Genomic DNA, 14,505 nt, shown 5'->3' with positions numbered 1-14,505 from the left:
AGAAAAGCATGACCAAGAACGATTTTTCGATTCCCCAGCCAGCGCAACTGGATACCGGGCCCCTGTCGTGGGTGATGGTGGAGATCCGCGAGTCGCTGGCCCGTTCGCGCACTGCGCTGTTCGAGGCGGGCGGCAGGGAACCGGAAGATCAGGCGACGCAGCTGCAACATGCAAAATCGCATTTGCATCAGGCGCATGGCGCCTTGCAGATGGTGGACCTGGACGGTGTGAGCCTGATGACCGAGGTTGCCGAGGCGGCGCTGGACCGCTTCAAGGCCGGCACGCTGAAGTGCAGCACCGATAACGCACAGGCAGTGGCGCAGCTGTATCAGGCATTGGTCGAGTATCTGGAGGAATTGCTGGCGGGCGCGCCGTCGCAGCCGGCCAGGCTGTTCCCGTACTATCGCGCGGTGCAAGAGATGCTGAGCGTGGAGCGCGTGCATCCGGCCGACCTGTTCTTCCCGGACCTGTCGCAGCCGGTGGACCTGCCGCATGCGCCCACGATGGCCAGCAATCCGTCGGCCGATGCCGCCGGCGGCGCCACCGTGGCGAATGCTGCGCATGGCGGCTCCACCGTGGCGAATGCCGCGAACGGCGTTCCTGCCGCAGCGGGCGCTGCGCATGGCGTTCCTGCCGCAGCGGACGCCGCGCATGGCGGCCCATCGGCGCCGGACTACGCGGCCTATCGCCAGCGCTTCGAGCGCGCGCTGCTGCCGTATCTGAAGAGTGCCGATCCGGCGCAGCAGCAGGAGCATGCTGCCGCGCTGCTGGACGCGGTCAAGCTGGTGGCTGATACGCAGCAGGACGCGCAGGCACGCGCCTTCTGGCTTGCCATGCAAGGCTTCGCCGAACTGGTGGCCGGCGGCCAGTTGTCGGCCAGCCTGTACGTCAAACAGCTGTTTGGCCTGATTAACCTGCAAATCCGTCGCCTCAGCCAGGGCGCGGCGACGCAGCCGGAAGCGATGCTGCGCGACGCGCTATTTTTCGTCGCCACTGCCGGCGCGGATTCCGCCGCCGAGATCGTGCAGCAACTGCGCGCGGCCTACGCGCTGGACGGTCTGGCGCCAGCTGATTACGAAGCGCGCCGCTACGGCCAGATTGACGCCGAGGCGCTGGACGCCGCCAAAACCGCCGTCGCCAACGCCAAGGCCAACTGGGAACGCCTGGCCAATGCCGAAATCGATGCCGATCTGGATGCCGCTTTTGATGCATCCCTGACCGAAGCCTCGGCGCGTTGCGAGAAACTGAACTTGCCAGCGCTGGCGGCCCTGATGCGCCAACTGGCTTTTGTATCGCGCAAGGCCGTCACCGCTGGCCGCAGCGAAGAGCTGGCGCTGGAAATCGCCACCGCCTTGCTGTTTGCCGAACATGGCTTGCAGCATATCCGCCATCTGCCCGACGACTTTGCTGCGCATGCCGACACGATAGGCGCGCGGCTGGTGGCGCTGGTGTCCGGCGAAACGCCACCGGCGCCGGCGCAATGGCAGATGCAGCAGGAAGACACTGCCGTCGCGCTGGCGATGGAGATGAAGAGCGGCCTGCGCCAGGTAGAGAAGGTGCTGGACGATTATTATGCCGATGCCTCCAGGCGTCCTGCGCTGCACGAACTGGGACCAGTGCTGCACCAGCTGCAAGGCGCCTTGTCCGTGCTGGACCAGGAAGATGCAACCAGGGCGGTGCAGCAGGTGAAGGCGGCGGTGCAGGCGCTGGCCAGTGGCGAAGGTGATCCTGCGGCCGAGCCGAAGGCGCTGGATGATATTGCGCAGAACGTCGGCGCGCTGGGCTTCTTTGTCGATATGCTGGCGCAGAACGCGGCCGGTGCGCGCGAGCGCTTTGCGTTCGATGCGGAGCAGGGCAGTTTCCGTTCGGTGCCGTTCAAGAAGATGGCGTCTTCGGAGTCGATACCCGTGCTGGACGAGCAGGTACCGGCGCCAGCGCCAGTGGAGGCGCCGCCAACGGCCGCCAGCGATGCGGCGGTGGAAGAGGAACTGCTGGATGTGTTCATCTCCGAGGCGAAGGAGGTGCTGGCGTTTGTCGATGAGACTTTGCCGCAGTCGCGCAGCGAAGAGAACCTGACCATGTTGCGCCGCTCCTTCCATACCTTGAAGGGCAGCGGACGGATGGTGGGACTCGGCCAGTTTGCCAACGCGGCACATGCCATCGAGAAGGTAATGAATGTGTGGCTGGCGGAGCAGCGCCCGGCCTCCGATGCGCTGTTTGATCTGTTGAACATGGCCGCGCAGCAGATGAGTGCCTGGGTGGCGGAGTTCGCCACTGATGGCGTCTCGGCGCGCAGCGCGGATGCGCTGGTCGCTGCGGCGGCGCGCGTGCAGGATGGCGGCGACGCCGGAGGCACGGAGGCTGACGCGCCTGCCGTTCCTTCCGTTCCTGCTGAGGTGCCTGCCACGCCCACGCCTACTGCTCCTGTCGCCACGCCGGACCAGCCGGCGGTGTCGGCGCCGGTGGTGCCGCCGGTTGTCGCGCATGGCAATGTGATCGAGTTCCCGACCATTACGCCGAGCGTGCCGCGCGATGACAATGTGAAGCAGGTCGGTGGGCTGGAGATTCCTCTGCCGCTGTTCAACATCTATCTGCATGAATCGGATGATCTGGTGCGCAAGCTGGTGACGGATTTTGGCGAGTGGCGTCATGAGCCGCGCCGTCCGGTGAATCCGGAGGCGCTGGCGGCGGCGCATACCTTGGCCGGGACATCGGGCACGGTGGGTTTCAAGGCTTTGCGCGAATTGGCGCTGGCGTTGGAGTCGACGCTGGAGGCCTTGCTGCCGCCGGCGCCGCATCTGGACCAGGTGCAGCATGATCTGCTGGACTTCACCATGGAGCGGATACGCCAGATGCTGCAGGGTTTTGCGGCTGGCGACATGGCCGATGCGCAGCCGGAGTTGATCAGCGCCTTGCAGGGCTTGCGCGATGAGCTGGCGGCGACGCCGGCTGCGGCCAGCAATGAGATCGAGTCGCGGCTGGATGATCTGGTGGCCGAGACCATGGATGGCTTGAATGCGCCGGAGGTGGAGGAGGAGTCGGCGCTGGATAAGCTGTTCCGTGAGACTTACAACGCGATCAGTGGAACGGTGCCGGAGTCCGAGGCGCCGCACTCGCCGCCGCCGAAGAAGAAGGCGGAAGTGCATGTGGACGATGGCATCGACGATTTGTTCAACGCCGCGTTTGACGACGCGTTCGCCGAGCCACCATTGAAGATCGCCGAACCGCAGGCCCTCGTGCCGCAGCTGGCCGCCGAAGCCGCTCCCACCGAGCAGGACGAGCCAACCGAGCAAGACGAGCCAACCGAACCAGCCCCGCCCGAGCCGCCACCGCTCGCCGGCGAAGCCGAAACAGCCGTGCCGAACGAACTGACCGGGTCGGCCATGCGCGAGCCGCCACCGCTCGCCGGCGAAGCCGAAACAGCCGTGCCGGACGAGCTGATCGAGCCAGCCGCGCCCGAGCCGCTGCCGCTCGCCGGCGAAGCCGCACTTGTGGCCTCGCTGGACGACACCGCGCCGACTGAGCCGGCGCCGGTCGAGGCTTTCGTGCCCGAGACGCCGGTACCGGCGATCTTCAACGATGATCTGGATGCTGACTTGCTGCCGGTCTTCCTGGAAGAAGGCGCCGACCTGTTGCCGCAAGTCGGCGAAGCATTGCGCGCCTGGCAGCACACGCCTGCCGACCTGGCGCAAGCACAAAGCCTGCTGCGTCTTCTGCACACCGTCAAAGGCAGTGCGCGCATGGCTGGCGCCATGCGCCTCGGCCAGCACTGCCACGAAATCGAAACCCATATTGAAAACATGGTGCACGAAGGCACCGCGTCGCCTCAGGCTTTCGAAGAACTGCTGGCCCACTACGACCATGCCTTGCTGCTGTTCGAGCAATTACAGCACCCGCCAGCACCGCAGCCCGACGAAACCGCACCGGTGGATCCGCCCGTCATCGCCCCGGCCACCGACGACCAGCAAGCCACATCCAAATCCCCGCTGGTGCGCGTGCGCGCCGACATCCTCGACCGCCTGGTCAACCAGGCCGGCGAAGTATCGATTGCCCGCTCCAAGCTGGAAAACGAAGTCGACACGCTGCGCACCTCGCTGACTGATTTCTCCGACAACCTCGCCCGTCTGCGCCGCCAATTGCGCGAAGTCGAAATGCAAGCCGAATCGCAAATCGCCTCGCGCATGGCCGTCTCCAGTGACCGCGAATTCGACCCGCTCGAATTCGACCGCTTCACGCGCCTGCAGGAACTCACCCGCATGATGGCCGAAAGCGTCAACGACGTCGCCAGCTTCCACGAAAGCCTGAGCCGCAGCGTCGACAACGCTCACAACGACCTGGCGCAACAGGCGCGCCTGACCCGTGAACTCCAGCGTGACCTGATGCGCGTGCGCATGGTGCCCTTCGCCAGCATCTCCGAACGCCTGTTCCGCGTCGCCCGCCAGAGCGCCAAGGATGTCGACAAGCGCGTCAACCTCGATATTCGCGGCAGCGGCGTGGAGCTGGACCGCAGCGTCCTTGAGCGCATGTCCGCGCCATTCGAACACCTGCTGCGCAACGCCATCGCCCACGGCGTCGAGTCACGTGAAGCGCGTACCGCAGCCGGCAAGAACGAAACCGGTGAACTGCTGGTGCAAGTGGCACAGGAAGGCAATGAAGTCGTCATTGAATTCAGCGACGACGGCGGCGGCCTGGATCTGGAGCGCATCAAGGCCAAGGCGGTCAGCAGCGGCCTGTTGTCGGAGGACGACATGGCGACCGACGCACAAATCGCCGACCTGATTTTCGAGCCGGGCTTCTCCACCGCCGACACGCTGACCGAACTGTCGGGACGCGGCGTCGGCATGGACGTGGTGCAGTCGGAGGCGCAAGCGCTGGGCGGCCGCGTTGACCTGTACTCCGAGCCGGGCAAGGGTACGCGCTTCACCATCCGCCTGCCGTTGACGCTGGCCGTCACGCAGGTGGTGCTGCTGGCCGCTGGCGGCAAGACCTACGCGTTGCCAGCGATCCTGGTCGAACAGGTGGTGCAGATGAAAGACGCCGCGCTCGCCGAAGCCCGCGACAACGGCATGCAATACCTGCCAACGCTGCTGGGCGACGCCGCGCAGCCGCCGGAACAGCGCTCAACGCCGGTGATGATGCTCAAGAACGGCAACGAGCAGCTGGCGCTGCAAGTGGACGAGGTGCTGGGCAACCGCGAGGTGGTCATCAAGAACATTGGCTCGCAACTGGCGCGCATGGTCGGCATCGCCGGCGCGACGGTATTGGGTACTGGCGACATCGTGCTGATATTGAATCCGGTGGCGCTGGCGCAGCATCTGGCGCATCATCCGGAGCTGAAGGAGCAGTACGCGCAGGTGGCGGAAGACAGCCCGCCAGCACTGGCCGCGCTGGGCCGCATGATTATGGTGGTGGACGATTCCCTGACGGTACGCCGCGTCACCCAGCGCCTGCTGGAGCGCGAGGGCTACCGCGTGCTGCTGGCCAAGGATGGCGTCGATGCACTGGAACAGTTGCAGGAAACGCCGCCGGACCTGATGCTGGTGGATATCGAGATGCCGCGCATGGATGGTTTCGACCTGACGCGCAATGTGCGCAGTGGCGAGCGTACCAGGGACATCCCGATCATCATGATCACCTCGCGCAGCGCCGACAAGCACCGCAACGTCGCCCTGGAGCTTGGTGTCAATGCCTACTTCGGCAAGCCTTACCAGGAGGTAGTGCTACTGGAAGCGATCGAAGGTCTGCTCAAGCAGGCTTCTTGACCACCTCATAGCGCTCAAGCGTCAGCTTGCGCGCTTCATCGTGCATGACCACTGGCGGCCAATAGTCCGGCGCCAGCATGCGCGGCGCGTCCCATGGCGCGTGGATTTCCTTGTCGCTCAGCTGCTTCAGCTGCGGCAGGTAGCGGCGGATGAATTTGCCCTGCGCGTCGAACTTCTGCGATTGCGTCACCGGGTTGAAGATGCGGAAGTAGGGTTGCGCATCGCAGCCCGACGACGACGCCCACTGCCAGCCACCGTTGTTGGAGGCCAGGTCGAAATCGTTGAGGTGCAGTGCGAAGTACGCTTCGCCACGGCGCCAGTCGATGCCCAGGTCCTTGATCAGGAAACAGGCGGTGACCATGCGCAGGCGGTTGTGCATCCAGCCGGTCTGGTTCAGTTGCAGCATGGCGGCGTCCACCAGCGGATAGCCGGTGCGGCCTTCGCACCAGGCGGTGAACAATGCATCGGCTTCCGGCCCGGTTTCCCATTCGATGGCGTCGTAGGCCGGCTTGAACGCCGCGCCCACCACATGCGGATGGTGGTACAAAATCATCGCGTAGAACTCGCGCCAGATCAGTTCCGACAGCCATACCGCCGCGCCTTCGCCGCCGGCGCCGCGCTCCTGCAAATCCAGCACCGTTCGCACCAGGTGGCGCACCGACAGCGTGCCGAAGCGGAAGTGGACTGACAAATACGACGGCCCTTTCACGGCCGGGAAATCGCGTGCCACGTTGTAGTCGGCCATGCGCGGCAGGAAGTCCTCAAACAACTGCGCCGCGCCGGACATGCCGGTCGGGATCTTCAGCTCGGCCAGGTTGCTTGGCTCGAAACCGAGATCGGCCAGCGTCGGCAGCGGTGGCGCCTCGGCCGGTGCAGGCGCCAGCCGTGCAGCATGCGGCTCGATGTTGTACGGCGCCAGCACCGACGGATCGGCCGCCAACTTTTTCAGCCAGGCATTCTTGTATGGCGTAAATACCGAAAACACGCCGCCGGTCTGCGACAGCACTTCGCTGCGCTCGAAGATCACCTGGTCCTTGTAGCTGTAGAACTTGCGGCCGGCGGCTTCCAGCGCCTGCGCCACCGTGGCGTCGCGCGCCATCGCTTGCGGTTCATAATCGTGGTTGCAGAACACTGCCTGGACGCCCAGCTCAGCGGCGAGCGCCGGGATTTCCCGCACCGGATCGCCATGGCGCGTCAGCAGGTGGCCGCCCAGCTGTGTCAGTTCCGTGGCCACCTCGGCAATGCTGGCGTGAATAAAGTCGACCCGCCGGTCGCGGCGTGGCAGCGCGTCGAGTATCGTTGTATCGTAGACAAAAACACAATAGACTTTTTCGCTGGCGAGCAAGGCCTGATGCAGGGCGACGTGATCGAAAACACGCAGGTCGCGGCGCAGCCATACGAGGGAAGAAGTCAGTTTCATTGGGTCTGTATCAATCTTGTGGTGGACGCAATCATGGCCATCCCCGCGTTTCAGTGTAAACTACAGGGTAAACAGAGTTGCTAGCCGCGCGAATACTACAGTAATTGTCAGCAGCACAGAAAGAACCCGCACCCCAGCAGAGAGAGCAACTTGTATGAAGAAGAGCAAAATAGGCAAAACTCTAGCTGTACCCGGCCTGATGCAGGAAGAGGCGGGCGATCCTTTGGAGCCTCTCGGCGCCATCTCGGCGTCGGCCCTCAATCTGGCCAACCATTTCCTAATCGCAATGCCATCGATGCAAGACCCGGTGTTCGGCGGCACCGTGGTGTATGTGTGTGAGCACAATGAAAATGGCGTACTCGGCGTGGTGATCAACAAGCCGACCGACATGACCATGCACACGCTGTTCGAACGCATCGATCTCAAGGTTGAAGCCGGCCTGGAGGGCCATGACGAAGAGCCAGTGATGTTCGGCGGACCGGTGCAGGATGATCGTGGCTTCGTGCTGCACACGCCCGGCCATCGCTATTCGTCGTCGCTGACGGTGACCGACGAGGTAGCCTTCACCACCTCGATCGACGTGCTGGAGGCCGTGGCGGCAGGCGAGGGACCGCCGCGCATCCTGGTGTCGATCGGCTACTCGGGCTGGAGCCCCGGCCAGCTGGAAGATGAAATCAGCCGCAACGGCTGGCTGACCGTCGGCGCCGATCCCGAGATCCTGTTCAATATGCCGATCGAAGACCGCTACACCGCCGCCATGCGCCTGCTGGGCATCGATCCGCTGATGCTGACTTCCGAGGCGGGCCACGCGTAAATGAGCGGTATCGACACCCTGCTGGCTTTCGATTTCGGCGTCAAAAGAATCGGTGTTGCCATGGGCAACACCATGCTATGCCAGGCCGAGCCGCTCAAAGTCATCAACGCCATCGACAACGCCACCCGCTTTGCCGCCATCCAGAAGCTGCTGGATGAGTGGAAGCCGGCCCGGCTGATCGTCGGGCTGCCGATGCACCCGGACGGCAACGAGCACGAAATGACGGCGCGGGCGCGCCGTTTTGCCAATCAATTGAACGGCCGCTTCAACCTGCCGGTGGAGCTGGTCGACGAACGCTATTCTTCGGCCGTGATTTCGGCCAAGCGCGGCGAGGTCATCGACGACCGCGCCGCCGCCATCATTCTGCAACAATACTTCGACTCCCTATGACTCTGAATCCCAACCAACTCGATGCCGAAGCGCTGTACGCGACGCTGCTGGAAGATGTGAAAGCCGGCCTGGCCGGCGTGCCGGATGTGGCGATTGTCGGCATCCACTCCGGTGGCGCCTGGATCGCCGAGCGCCTCGCGGCCGACCTCGGCCTGTCGGCCCGCTGCGGCGTGCTGGACGTGTCCTTCTACCGCGACGACTACGCCAAGAAGGGCCTGCCGGCCGAAGTGAAGCCAACCAACATCACCTTCGACGTGGCGGCCGCCAACATCCTGCTGGTGGATGACGTGCTGTACACCGGCCGCACCACCCGCGCCGCGATCAACGAGCTGTTCGACTACGGCCGGCCGGCACGCATCATGCTGGCGGCGCTGGTCGACCGTGGCGAGCGCCAGCTGCCGGTGGCTGCCGATTTCGTCGCCGCCAACGTTGCTGTCCCTGCGGGCCAGGCGCTGGTGCTGAAACGCGCCGATGACAACAAATTCACGCTAACTATCGAGTAAGACCATGCTTAATCCGCAACTGAACAAACACGGCGAGCTGCAGCACTTGCTGTCGATCGAGGGCCTGCCGAAGGGCATCCTCAATCACATCCTGGACACCGCCTCGTCCTTCGTGGGCATCTCCGACCGCGATGTGAAGAAGGTGCCGCTGATGCGCGGCAAATCGGTATTCAACCTGTTCTTCGAGAACTCGACCCGCACGCGCACGACGTTCGAAATCGCCGCCAAGCGCCTGTCGGCCGACGTCATCAACCTGAACATCCAGGCTTCGTCGACCAGCAAGGGCGAATCGCTGCTGGACACCATCGACAACCTGGCGGCAATGCACGCCGATATGTTCGTGGTGCGCCACGCGCAATCCGGCGCGCCTTACCTGATCGCCAAGCATCTGATGGAGACCAAGCAGAACCACGTCCACGTGGTCAACGCTGGCGATGGCCGCCACGCGCACCCGACGCAAGGTCTGCTGGACATGTACACCATCCGCCACTACAAGAAGGACTTCACCAACCTGCGCGTGGCGATCGTCGGCGACATCCTGCACAGCCGCGTGGCCCGTTCGGACATTCACGCGCTAACCTCGCTGGGCGTGCCGGAAGTGCGCGCCATCGGCCCGCACACGCTGCTGCCGGGCGGCCTGGAGCAGATGGGTGTGCGCACCTTCACCAATATGGATGAAGGCTTGAAGGACGTTGACGTGATCATCATGCTGCGCCTGCAAAACGAGCGCATGAGCGGCGCGCTGCTGCCATCGGCCGGCGAATACTTCAAGAGCTACGGCCTGACGCCGGAGCGCCTGGCGCTGGCCAAGCCGGACGCCATCGTCATGCACCCTGGCCCGATGAACCGCGGAGTGGAAATCGATTCCGCCGTGGCGGATGGCGCGCAGGCGGTGATCCTGCCGCAGGTGACGTTTGGTATCGCCGTGCGCATGGCGGTGATGAGTATCGTAGCAGGAACGCAAGCATGAAGAACATTCACATCAAGAACGGCCGCGTCATCGATCCAGCCAATGGCATTGACGGCCTTAACGACGTTTATCTCGCCGATGGCAAGGTACTGGCGGTTGGCGTCGCGCCGGCCGGCTTCAGCGCCGACGAAACCATCGACGCCATCGGCTTGATCGTGGCGCCGGGCTTTGTCGACCTGTCGGCACGCCTGCGCGAGCCGGGCTTTGAATACAAGGCCACGCTGGAATCGGAAATGCAGGCCGCCATGCAAGGCGGCGTCACCAGCCTGGTCTGCCCGCCGGACACCGATCCGGTGCTCGACGAACCCGGCCTGGTGGAAATGCTGAAACACCGCGCCAACAAGCTGAATCAGGCGCACGTGCACCCATTGGGCGCGCTGACCGTCGGCCTGAAAGGTGAGGCGCTGACCGAGATGTCGGCGCTGACCGCCTCTGGCTGCATCGGTTTCTCGCACGCCGAGCAGCCGATCAAGGATACCAATGTGCTGCTGCGCGCCATGCAGTACGCCAAGACCTTCGGCTACACCGTGTGGCTGCGTCCGCAGGATGCGTTTATCGGCCGTGGCGGCGTCGCCGCGTCGGGCCCGCTGGCCTCGCGCCTGGGCCTGTCCGGCGTGCCGGTGATGTCGGAAACCATCGCCTTGCACACCATCTTCGAACTGATGCGCGCCAGCGGCGCCAAAGTGCACCTGTGCCGCATCTCGGCCGCCGCCAGCCTGGAGCTGATCCGCAAGGCCAAGCAGGAAGGCCTGCCGGTCACGTGCGACGTTGGCGCGCACCATATTCACATGACCGACACCGATATCGGTTTCTTCGACTCGAATGCGCGCATGGACCCGCCATTCCGCAGCCAGCGCGACCGCGATGCGATCCGCTTCGGCCTGCTGGACGGCACCATCGACGCGCTGTGCTCGGACCACACGCCGGTTGACGACGACGAGAAGCTGTTGCCGTTCGGCGAAGCGTCGCCGGGCGCCACCGGCCTGGAGTTGCTGCTGTCGCTGACGCTGAAGTGGGCGGACGACTATGCGGCACAACAGGACAGCGGCGCAGGCAAGGCTGCAATCAGCCCGCTGTCGCGCGCGCTGGCCCGCATCACCTCGGAAGCGGCGCGCGTGGCGGGCCTGGACGCCGGTACGCTGTCGGTGGGCGCGGTAGCGGACGTGGTGCTGTTTGACGCGGGTGCGCATTGGACGGTGGAAGCGTCGGCGCTGGCCAGCCAGGGCAAACACACGCCGTTCCTGGGCTACAACCTGTCGGGACAAGTGAAAACCACCATCGTGGCCGGCCACGTTGCTTACCAACGCTGATTCCGCTGCATGAAACTGTCGACGATATTCCGCCTGGTGCGGGTGCTGCTGCACGTATTCAAGGGCATGGCGATCTGCGCCACGGTGTTTCCGTGGATCGGGCCGGATCAGCGTAACGGCCATATCCGCCGCTGGTCGACCCGGCTGCTGGCGCTGTGCAATGTGAAGGTGCGGATGGCGCCCGGCAGCGCGCCGGTGCTGCCGTGTTCCATGGTGGTGGCCAATCACGTGTCGTGGCTGGACATCTTTGTGGTGCACAGCCTGTATCCGAGCCATTTCGTGGCCAAGGCGGAGATCCGCTCGTGGCCGCTGGCGGGATGGCTGGCGGAAAAGGCTGGCACGGTGTTCATTGCGCGTGGCAATCGCAAGGACTTGCGGCACATCTTCAAAGGGCTGGTGAGCAGCCTGGAGAATGGTGAGCGGGTGGCCTTCTTCCCGGAGGGGACCACGGCGGCGCAGGGCAACCTGCTGCCGTTTCATGCCAACCTGTTCGAGGCGGCCATCGACGCGAAAGTGCCGGTGCAGCCGTTTGCACTGACCTATCAGGATGCCAGCGGCGGATCGCATCCGTCGGTGGACTTCATCGGCGAGACCAGTTTTGCAGAGAGTATCGTGCTGATCCTGAACGGGCCGCCGGTGACGGCGCAGCTGGCGATCCTGCCGCCGCTGGCCACCGACGGCGCCCACCGCCGTGATCTGGCGGAAGCCTCGCACAAAGCCGTCGCCCACGCGCTTGGCGTGCCAGCCGCCGCCCCATAGCCCGGACGCGGGGTCTGCCCCGTGCGGGGTCAGCCCCCTGTGGCCGCCTTGCGGGGGGAAGGTTCCTTGAACTGCGGGCACTGCTCTTGCAGCAGCGCCCGGTCTTCCAGGCAGACGGCGGACAGCTGTCCGCCCCACACGCAGCCGCTGTCCAGCGCGATCAGATTCTTCTCCATCTTCAAACCCAGCGCTGACCAGTGGCCGAATACCACTGTCTCGCGCGCGCTGCGCCGGCCCGGCACTTCGAACCACGGCATCAGGCCGGTGGACGGATCGGCGGTGCCGCTTTCCTTCATCTTGAAGTCCATCACGCCGTCGGCATCGCAGAAGCGCAGCCGCGTCATGGCGTTGATGATGCAGCGCAGCCGGTCCGCACCCTGCAAATCATCCGACCACTGCGCCGGCTCGTTGCCATACATCTCGGCCAGGAATTCCTCGATGCCATCGCCGCGCAGCATGTCCTGCACCTCGCCGGCCAGCGCCATCGCCTGCGCGCCGGTCCATTGCGGCAAAAGGCCGGCGTGCACGAGGATGTGCTCGCCGGAGCGTATCGCCAGCGGACGGCGGCGCACCCAGTCGAGCAGTTCGTTGCGGTCCGGCGCGTGCAGGATCTCGGCCAGCGTATCGGACTTGTGCTCGGGACGGATGCCATAGGCCACCGCCAGCAGGTGCAGATCATGATTACCCAGCACGCTGTCGATCAGGCCGCCACTGGCCATGGACAGCCGGCGCACATGGCGCAGTGTGGACAGCGAATCCGGGCCACGGTTAATCAGGTCGCCTGCGAACAAAATGGCTGGCTCGGCCACGCCGTCGGCGGCCGCGTGTGCGCGTATGCGGTCGAGGATGGCCAGCGCCTGCTCATGGCAGCCCTGCAGATCCCCGATGACATAGGTTTTCATAGAATCGACTCTCACCTAATTTTTGCCCGAATATGGGTACTTCACATAAAATCACGCCTACGACTAATTAGACGCTTGCTGCGGGATACTAAATGATTTTTGTAACGGGTGGTGCTGGTTTCATAGGCTCGAACTTTGTCCTCGACTGGCTGGCGCAGTCGGACGAACCTGTCCTCAACTTTGACAAGCTGACCTATGCCGGCAATCTCAACAACCTGGCCTCGCTGAAGCAGGATGCCCGCCACACCTTTGTGCGCGGCGATATCTGCGACCAGGCGCAGGTGTTGGCGCTCTTCCAGCAGCACAAGCCGCGCGCCGTCGTGCACTTCGCTGCCGAGAGCCACGTCGATCGCTCGATTCTTGGTCCGGGCGAATTCATCAATACGAATATTAACGGCACCTTCAGCCTGCTGGAAGCCGCCCGCGCCTACTGGTCGGCGCTGCCGGAAGACGAGAAGGCTGCCTTCCGCTTCCTGCACGTTTCCACTGACGAGGTGTACGGCACGCTCGGCCCGGATGACGCACCCTTCACCGAGACCACCTCGTTTGCGCCAAACAGCCCGTATTCGGCATCGAAAGCTGCGTCCGACCATCTGGTGCGCTCGTACTTCCACACCTACGGCCTGCCGGTGCTGACCACCAACTGTTCGAACAACTACGGCCCGTATCACTTCCCTGAGAAGCTGATTCCGCTGATCATCGCCAACGCGCAAGCTGGCAAGCCGCTGCCGATCTACGGCGACGGCCAGCAGGTGCGTGACTGGCTATACGTCACCGACCACGCCTCCGCCATCCGCCGCGTGCTGGAAGCTGGCCGCCTGGGCGAAACCTACAACGTCGGCGGCTGGAACGAGATGGCCAACCTGGATGTCGTCCACACGCTGTGCGATATGCTGGACAAGCTGAAACCGAAAGCCGAAGGCAGTTACCGCGACCAGATCACCTTCGTCAAGGATCGTCCAGGCCACGACCGCCGCTACGCCATCGACGCGCGCAAGCTGGAGCGCGAACTGGGCTGGAAGCCGGCCGAAACCTTCCAGACCGGCATCGCCAAGACCGTGCAGTGGTATCTGGATAATCAGGCATGGGTGGCCGACGTGCAGTCGGGCAGCTACGCCAAGTGGGTGGAAACCAACTACTTCAAGCGCGAGGAACAGCAATGAGCAAGCGCAAAGGCATCATTCTTGCGGGCGGCTCGGGCACGCGCCTGTATCCGGTGACGATGAGTGTCTCCAAACAGCTGCTGCCGATCTACGACAAGCCAATGATCTACCATCCGCTGACTGTGCTGATGTTGGCCGGCATCACCGAAATCCTGCTGATTTCGACGCCGCAGGACACGCCGCGCTTCAAGGACCTGCTGGGTGACGGCAGCCAGTGGGGCATCAGCATCAGCTACGCGGTGCAGCCATCGCCGGACGGCCTGGCGCAAGCCTTCATCATCGGCAAGGAATTTGTCGGTGATGCACCATCGGCGCTGATCCTCGGCGATAACATCTATTACGGTAACGATCTTGACGCGCTGCTGCGTAGCGCCACCGAGCGCACCAGTGGCGCCACCGTGTTTGCCTATCACGTGTACGATCCCGAGCGTTACGGCGTGGTCGAATTCAACGAGCAGCGCACCGCCGTATCGATCGAGGAAAAGCCAAAGCAGCCAAAATCGAACTACGCC

Annotated in this window: 11 protein-coding genes; 9 read left to right on the top strand and 2 right to left on the bottom strand. The window is 64.1% G+C overall.

The window, feature by feature from the left end; all coding sequences use genetic code 11:
* Positions 1-8 precede the first annotated feature (8 nt).
* A complete protein-coding gene (locus BLS51_RS09910; RefSeq protein WP_229207555.1) occupies positions 9-5,762 on the top strand; it encodes a hybrid sensor histidine kinase/response regulator in 5,754 nt (1,917 codons plus the stop codon).
* Here the strand turns inward: BLS51_RS09910 and BLS51_RS09905 are convergent.
* Positions 5,746-7,182 (bottom strand): cryptochrome/photolyase family protein, encoded by a 1,437-nt coding sequence (locus BLS51_RS09905; RefSeq protein ID WP_090183272.1) that lies wholly within the window; start codon positions 7,180-7,182, stop codon positions 5,746-5,748. The two genes, BLS51_RS09910 and BLS51_RS09905, sit on opposite strands and share 17 nt — an antisense overlap.
* 154 nt (positions 7,183-7,336) lie before the next feature.
* Between BLS51_RS09905 and BLS51_RS09900 the strand changes: the two genes are divergently transcribed.
* From BLS51_RS09900 to BLS51_RS09875, 6 genes are read left to right on the top strand one after another with little or no spacing between them, the layout of a single operon-like run.
* Positions 7,337-7,996, top strand: a complete 660-nt coding sequence (locus tag BLS51_RS09900) for a YqgE/AlgH family protein (RefSeq protein ID WP_090183275.1) — start codon at positions 7,337-7,339, stop codon at positions 7,994-7,996.
* Positions 7,997-8,386 carry a Holliday junction resolvase RuvX gene (ruvX, locus tag BLS51_RS09895; RefSeq protein ID WP_175472548.1) on the top strand — a complete coding sequence of 130 codons (390 nt, stop codon included), beginning with the start codon at positions 7,997-7,999 and terminating at the stop codon, positions 8,384-8,386. It abuts the gene before it with no gap.
* Positions 8,383-8,889: a bifunctional pyr operon transcriptional regulator/uracil phosphoribosyltransferase PyrR gene (gene pyrR / locus BLS51_RS09890; RefSeq protein WP_090183278.1), complete on the top strand. Its 507-nt coding sequence runs from the start codon at positions 8,383-8,385 to the stop codon at positions 8,887-8,889. Before ruvX ends, pyrR begins: the two co-directional genes overlap by 4 nt.
* Before the next feature lie 4 nt (positions 8,890-8,893).
* Entirely contained in the window at positions 8,894-9,859 is a 966-nt protein-coding gene (locus tag BLS51_RS09885; protein WP_090183281.1) for an aspartate carbamoyltransferase catalytic subunit, read from the top strand.
* The gene (locus BLS51_RS09880) at positions 9,856-11,169 is read left to right on the top strand and encodes a dihydroorotase (RefSeq protein WP_090183284.1); all 1,314 of its coding nucleotides are present in this window, start codon (positions 9,856-9,858) and stop codon (positions 11,167-11,169) included. Before BLS51_RS09885 ends, BLS51_RS09880 begins: the two co-directional genes overlap by 4 nt.
* A 9-nt stretch (positions 11,170-11,178) precedes the next feature.
* On the top strand, positions 11,179-11,928 hold the full coding sequence (locus tag BLS51_RS09875) for a lysophospholipid acyltransferase family protein (RefSeq protein WP_090183287.1): 750 nt from the start codon (positions 11,179-11,181) through the stop codon (positions 11,926-11,928).
* Between the two features lie 29 nt (positions 11,929-11,957).
* Here BLS51_RS09875 and BLS51_RS09870 read toward each other — a convergent pair whose 3' ends face one another.
* A complete protein-coding gene (locus BLS51_RS09870; RefSeq protein ID WP_090183291.1) occupies positions 11,958-12,830 on the bottom strand; it encodes a symmetrical bis(5'-nucleosyl)-tetraphosphatase in 873 nt (290 codons plus the stop codon).
* Between the two features lie 92 nt (positions 12,831-12,922).
* Between BLS51_RS09870 and rfbB the strand changes: the two genes are divergently transcribed.
* Positions 12,923-13,993 (top strand): dTDP-glucose 4,6-dehydratase, encoded by a 1,071-nt coding sequence (gene rfbB / locus BLS51_RS09865; protein ID WP_090183293.1) that lies wholly within the window; start codon positions 12,923-12,925, stop codon positions 13,991-13,993.
* Positions 13,990-14,505: sugar nucleotidyltransferase (locus BLS51_RS09860; protein ID WP_175472547.1), on the top strand; the 516-nt coding region annotated here is incomplete at its 3' end. The genes rfbB and BLS51_RS09860, both read left to right, overlap by 4 nt.

The organism is Duganella sp. OV510, from assembly GCF_900100205.1.
In the GTDB taxonomy this organism is placed as follows: domain Bacteria; phylum Pseudomonadota; class Gammaproteobacteria; order Burkholderiales; family Burkholderiaceae_D; genus Rugamonas.
This window is presented reverse-complemented; position numbering and strand designations above follow the sequence as displayed.

Excerpts from the sequence above, each read along its gene's own strand:
- BLS51_RS09870 (WP_090183291.1), bottom strand. The coding sequence starts at position 12,830 with ATGAAAACCTATGTCATCGGGGATCTGCAGGGCTGCCATGAGCAGGCG.
- BLS51_RS09875 (WP_090183287.1), top strand. The coding sequence starts at position 11,179 with ATGAAACTGTCGACGATATTCCGCCTGGTGCGGGTGCTGCTGCACGTA.
- BLS51_RS09900 (WP_090183275.1), top strand. The coding sequence starts at position 7,337 with ATGAAGAAGAGCAAAATAGGCAAAACTCTAGCTGTACCCGGCCTGATG.
- BLS51_RS09880 (WP_090183284.1), top strand. The coding sequence starts at position 9,856 with ATGAAGAACATTCACATCAAGAACGGCCGCGTCATCGATCCAGCCAAT.
- ruvX (WP_175472548.1), top strand. The coding sequence starts at position 7,997 with ATGAGCGGTATCGACACCCTGCTGGCTTTCGATTTCGGCGTCAAAAGA.
- BLS51_RS09905 (WP_090183272.1), bottom strand. The coding sequence starts at position 7,182 with ATGAAACTGACTTCTTCCCTCGTATGGCTGCGCCGCGACCTGCGTGTT.
- BLS51_RS09910 (WP_229207555.1), top strand. The coding sequence starts at position 9 with ATGACCAAGAACGATTTTTCGATTCCCCAGCCAGCGCAACTGGATACC.
- rfbB (WP_090183293.1), top strand. The coding sequence starts at position 12,923 with ATGATTTTTGTAACGGGTGGTGCTGGTTTCATAGGCTCGAACTTTGTC.
- pyrR (WP_090183278.1), top strand. The coding sequence starts at position 8,383 with ATGACTCTGAATCCCAACCAACTCGATGCCGAAGCGCTGTACGCGACG.
- BLS51_RS09885 (WP_090183281.1), top strand. The coding sequence starts at position 8,894 with ATGCTTAATCCGCAACTGAACAAACACGGCGAGCTGCAGCACTTGCTG.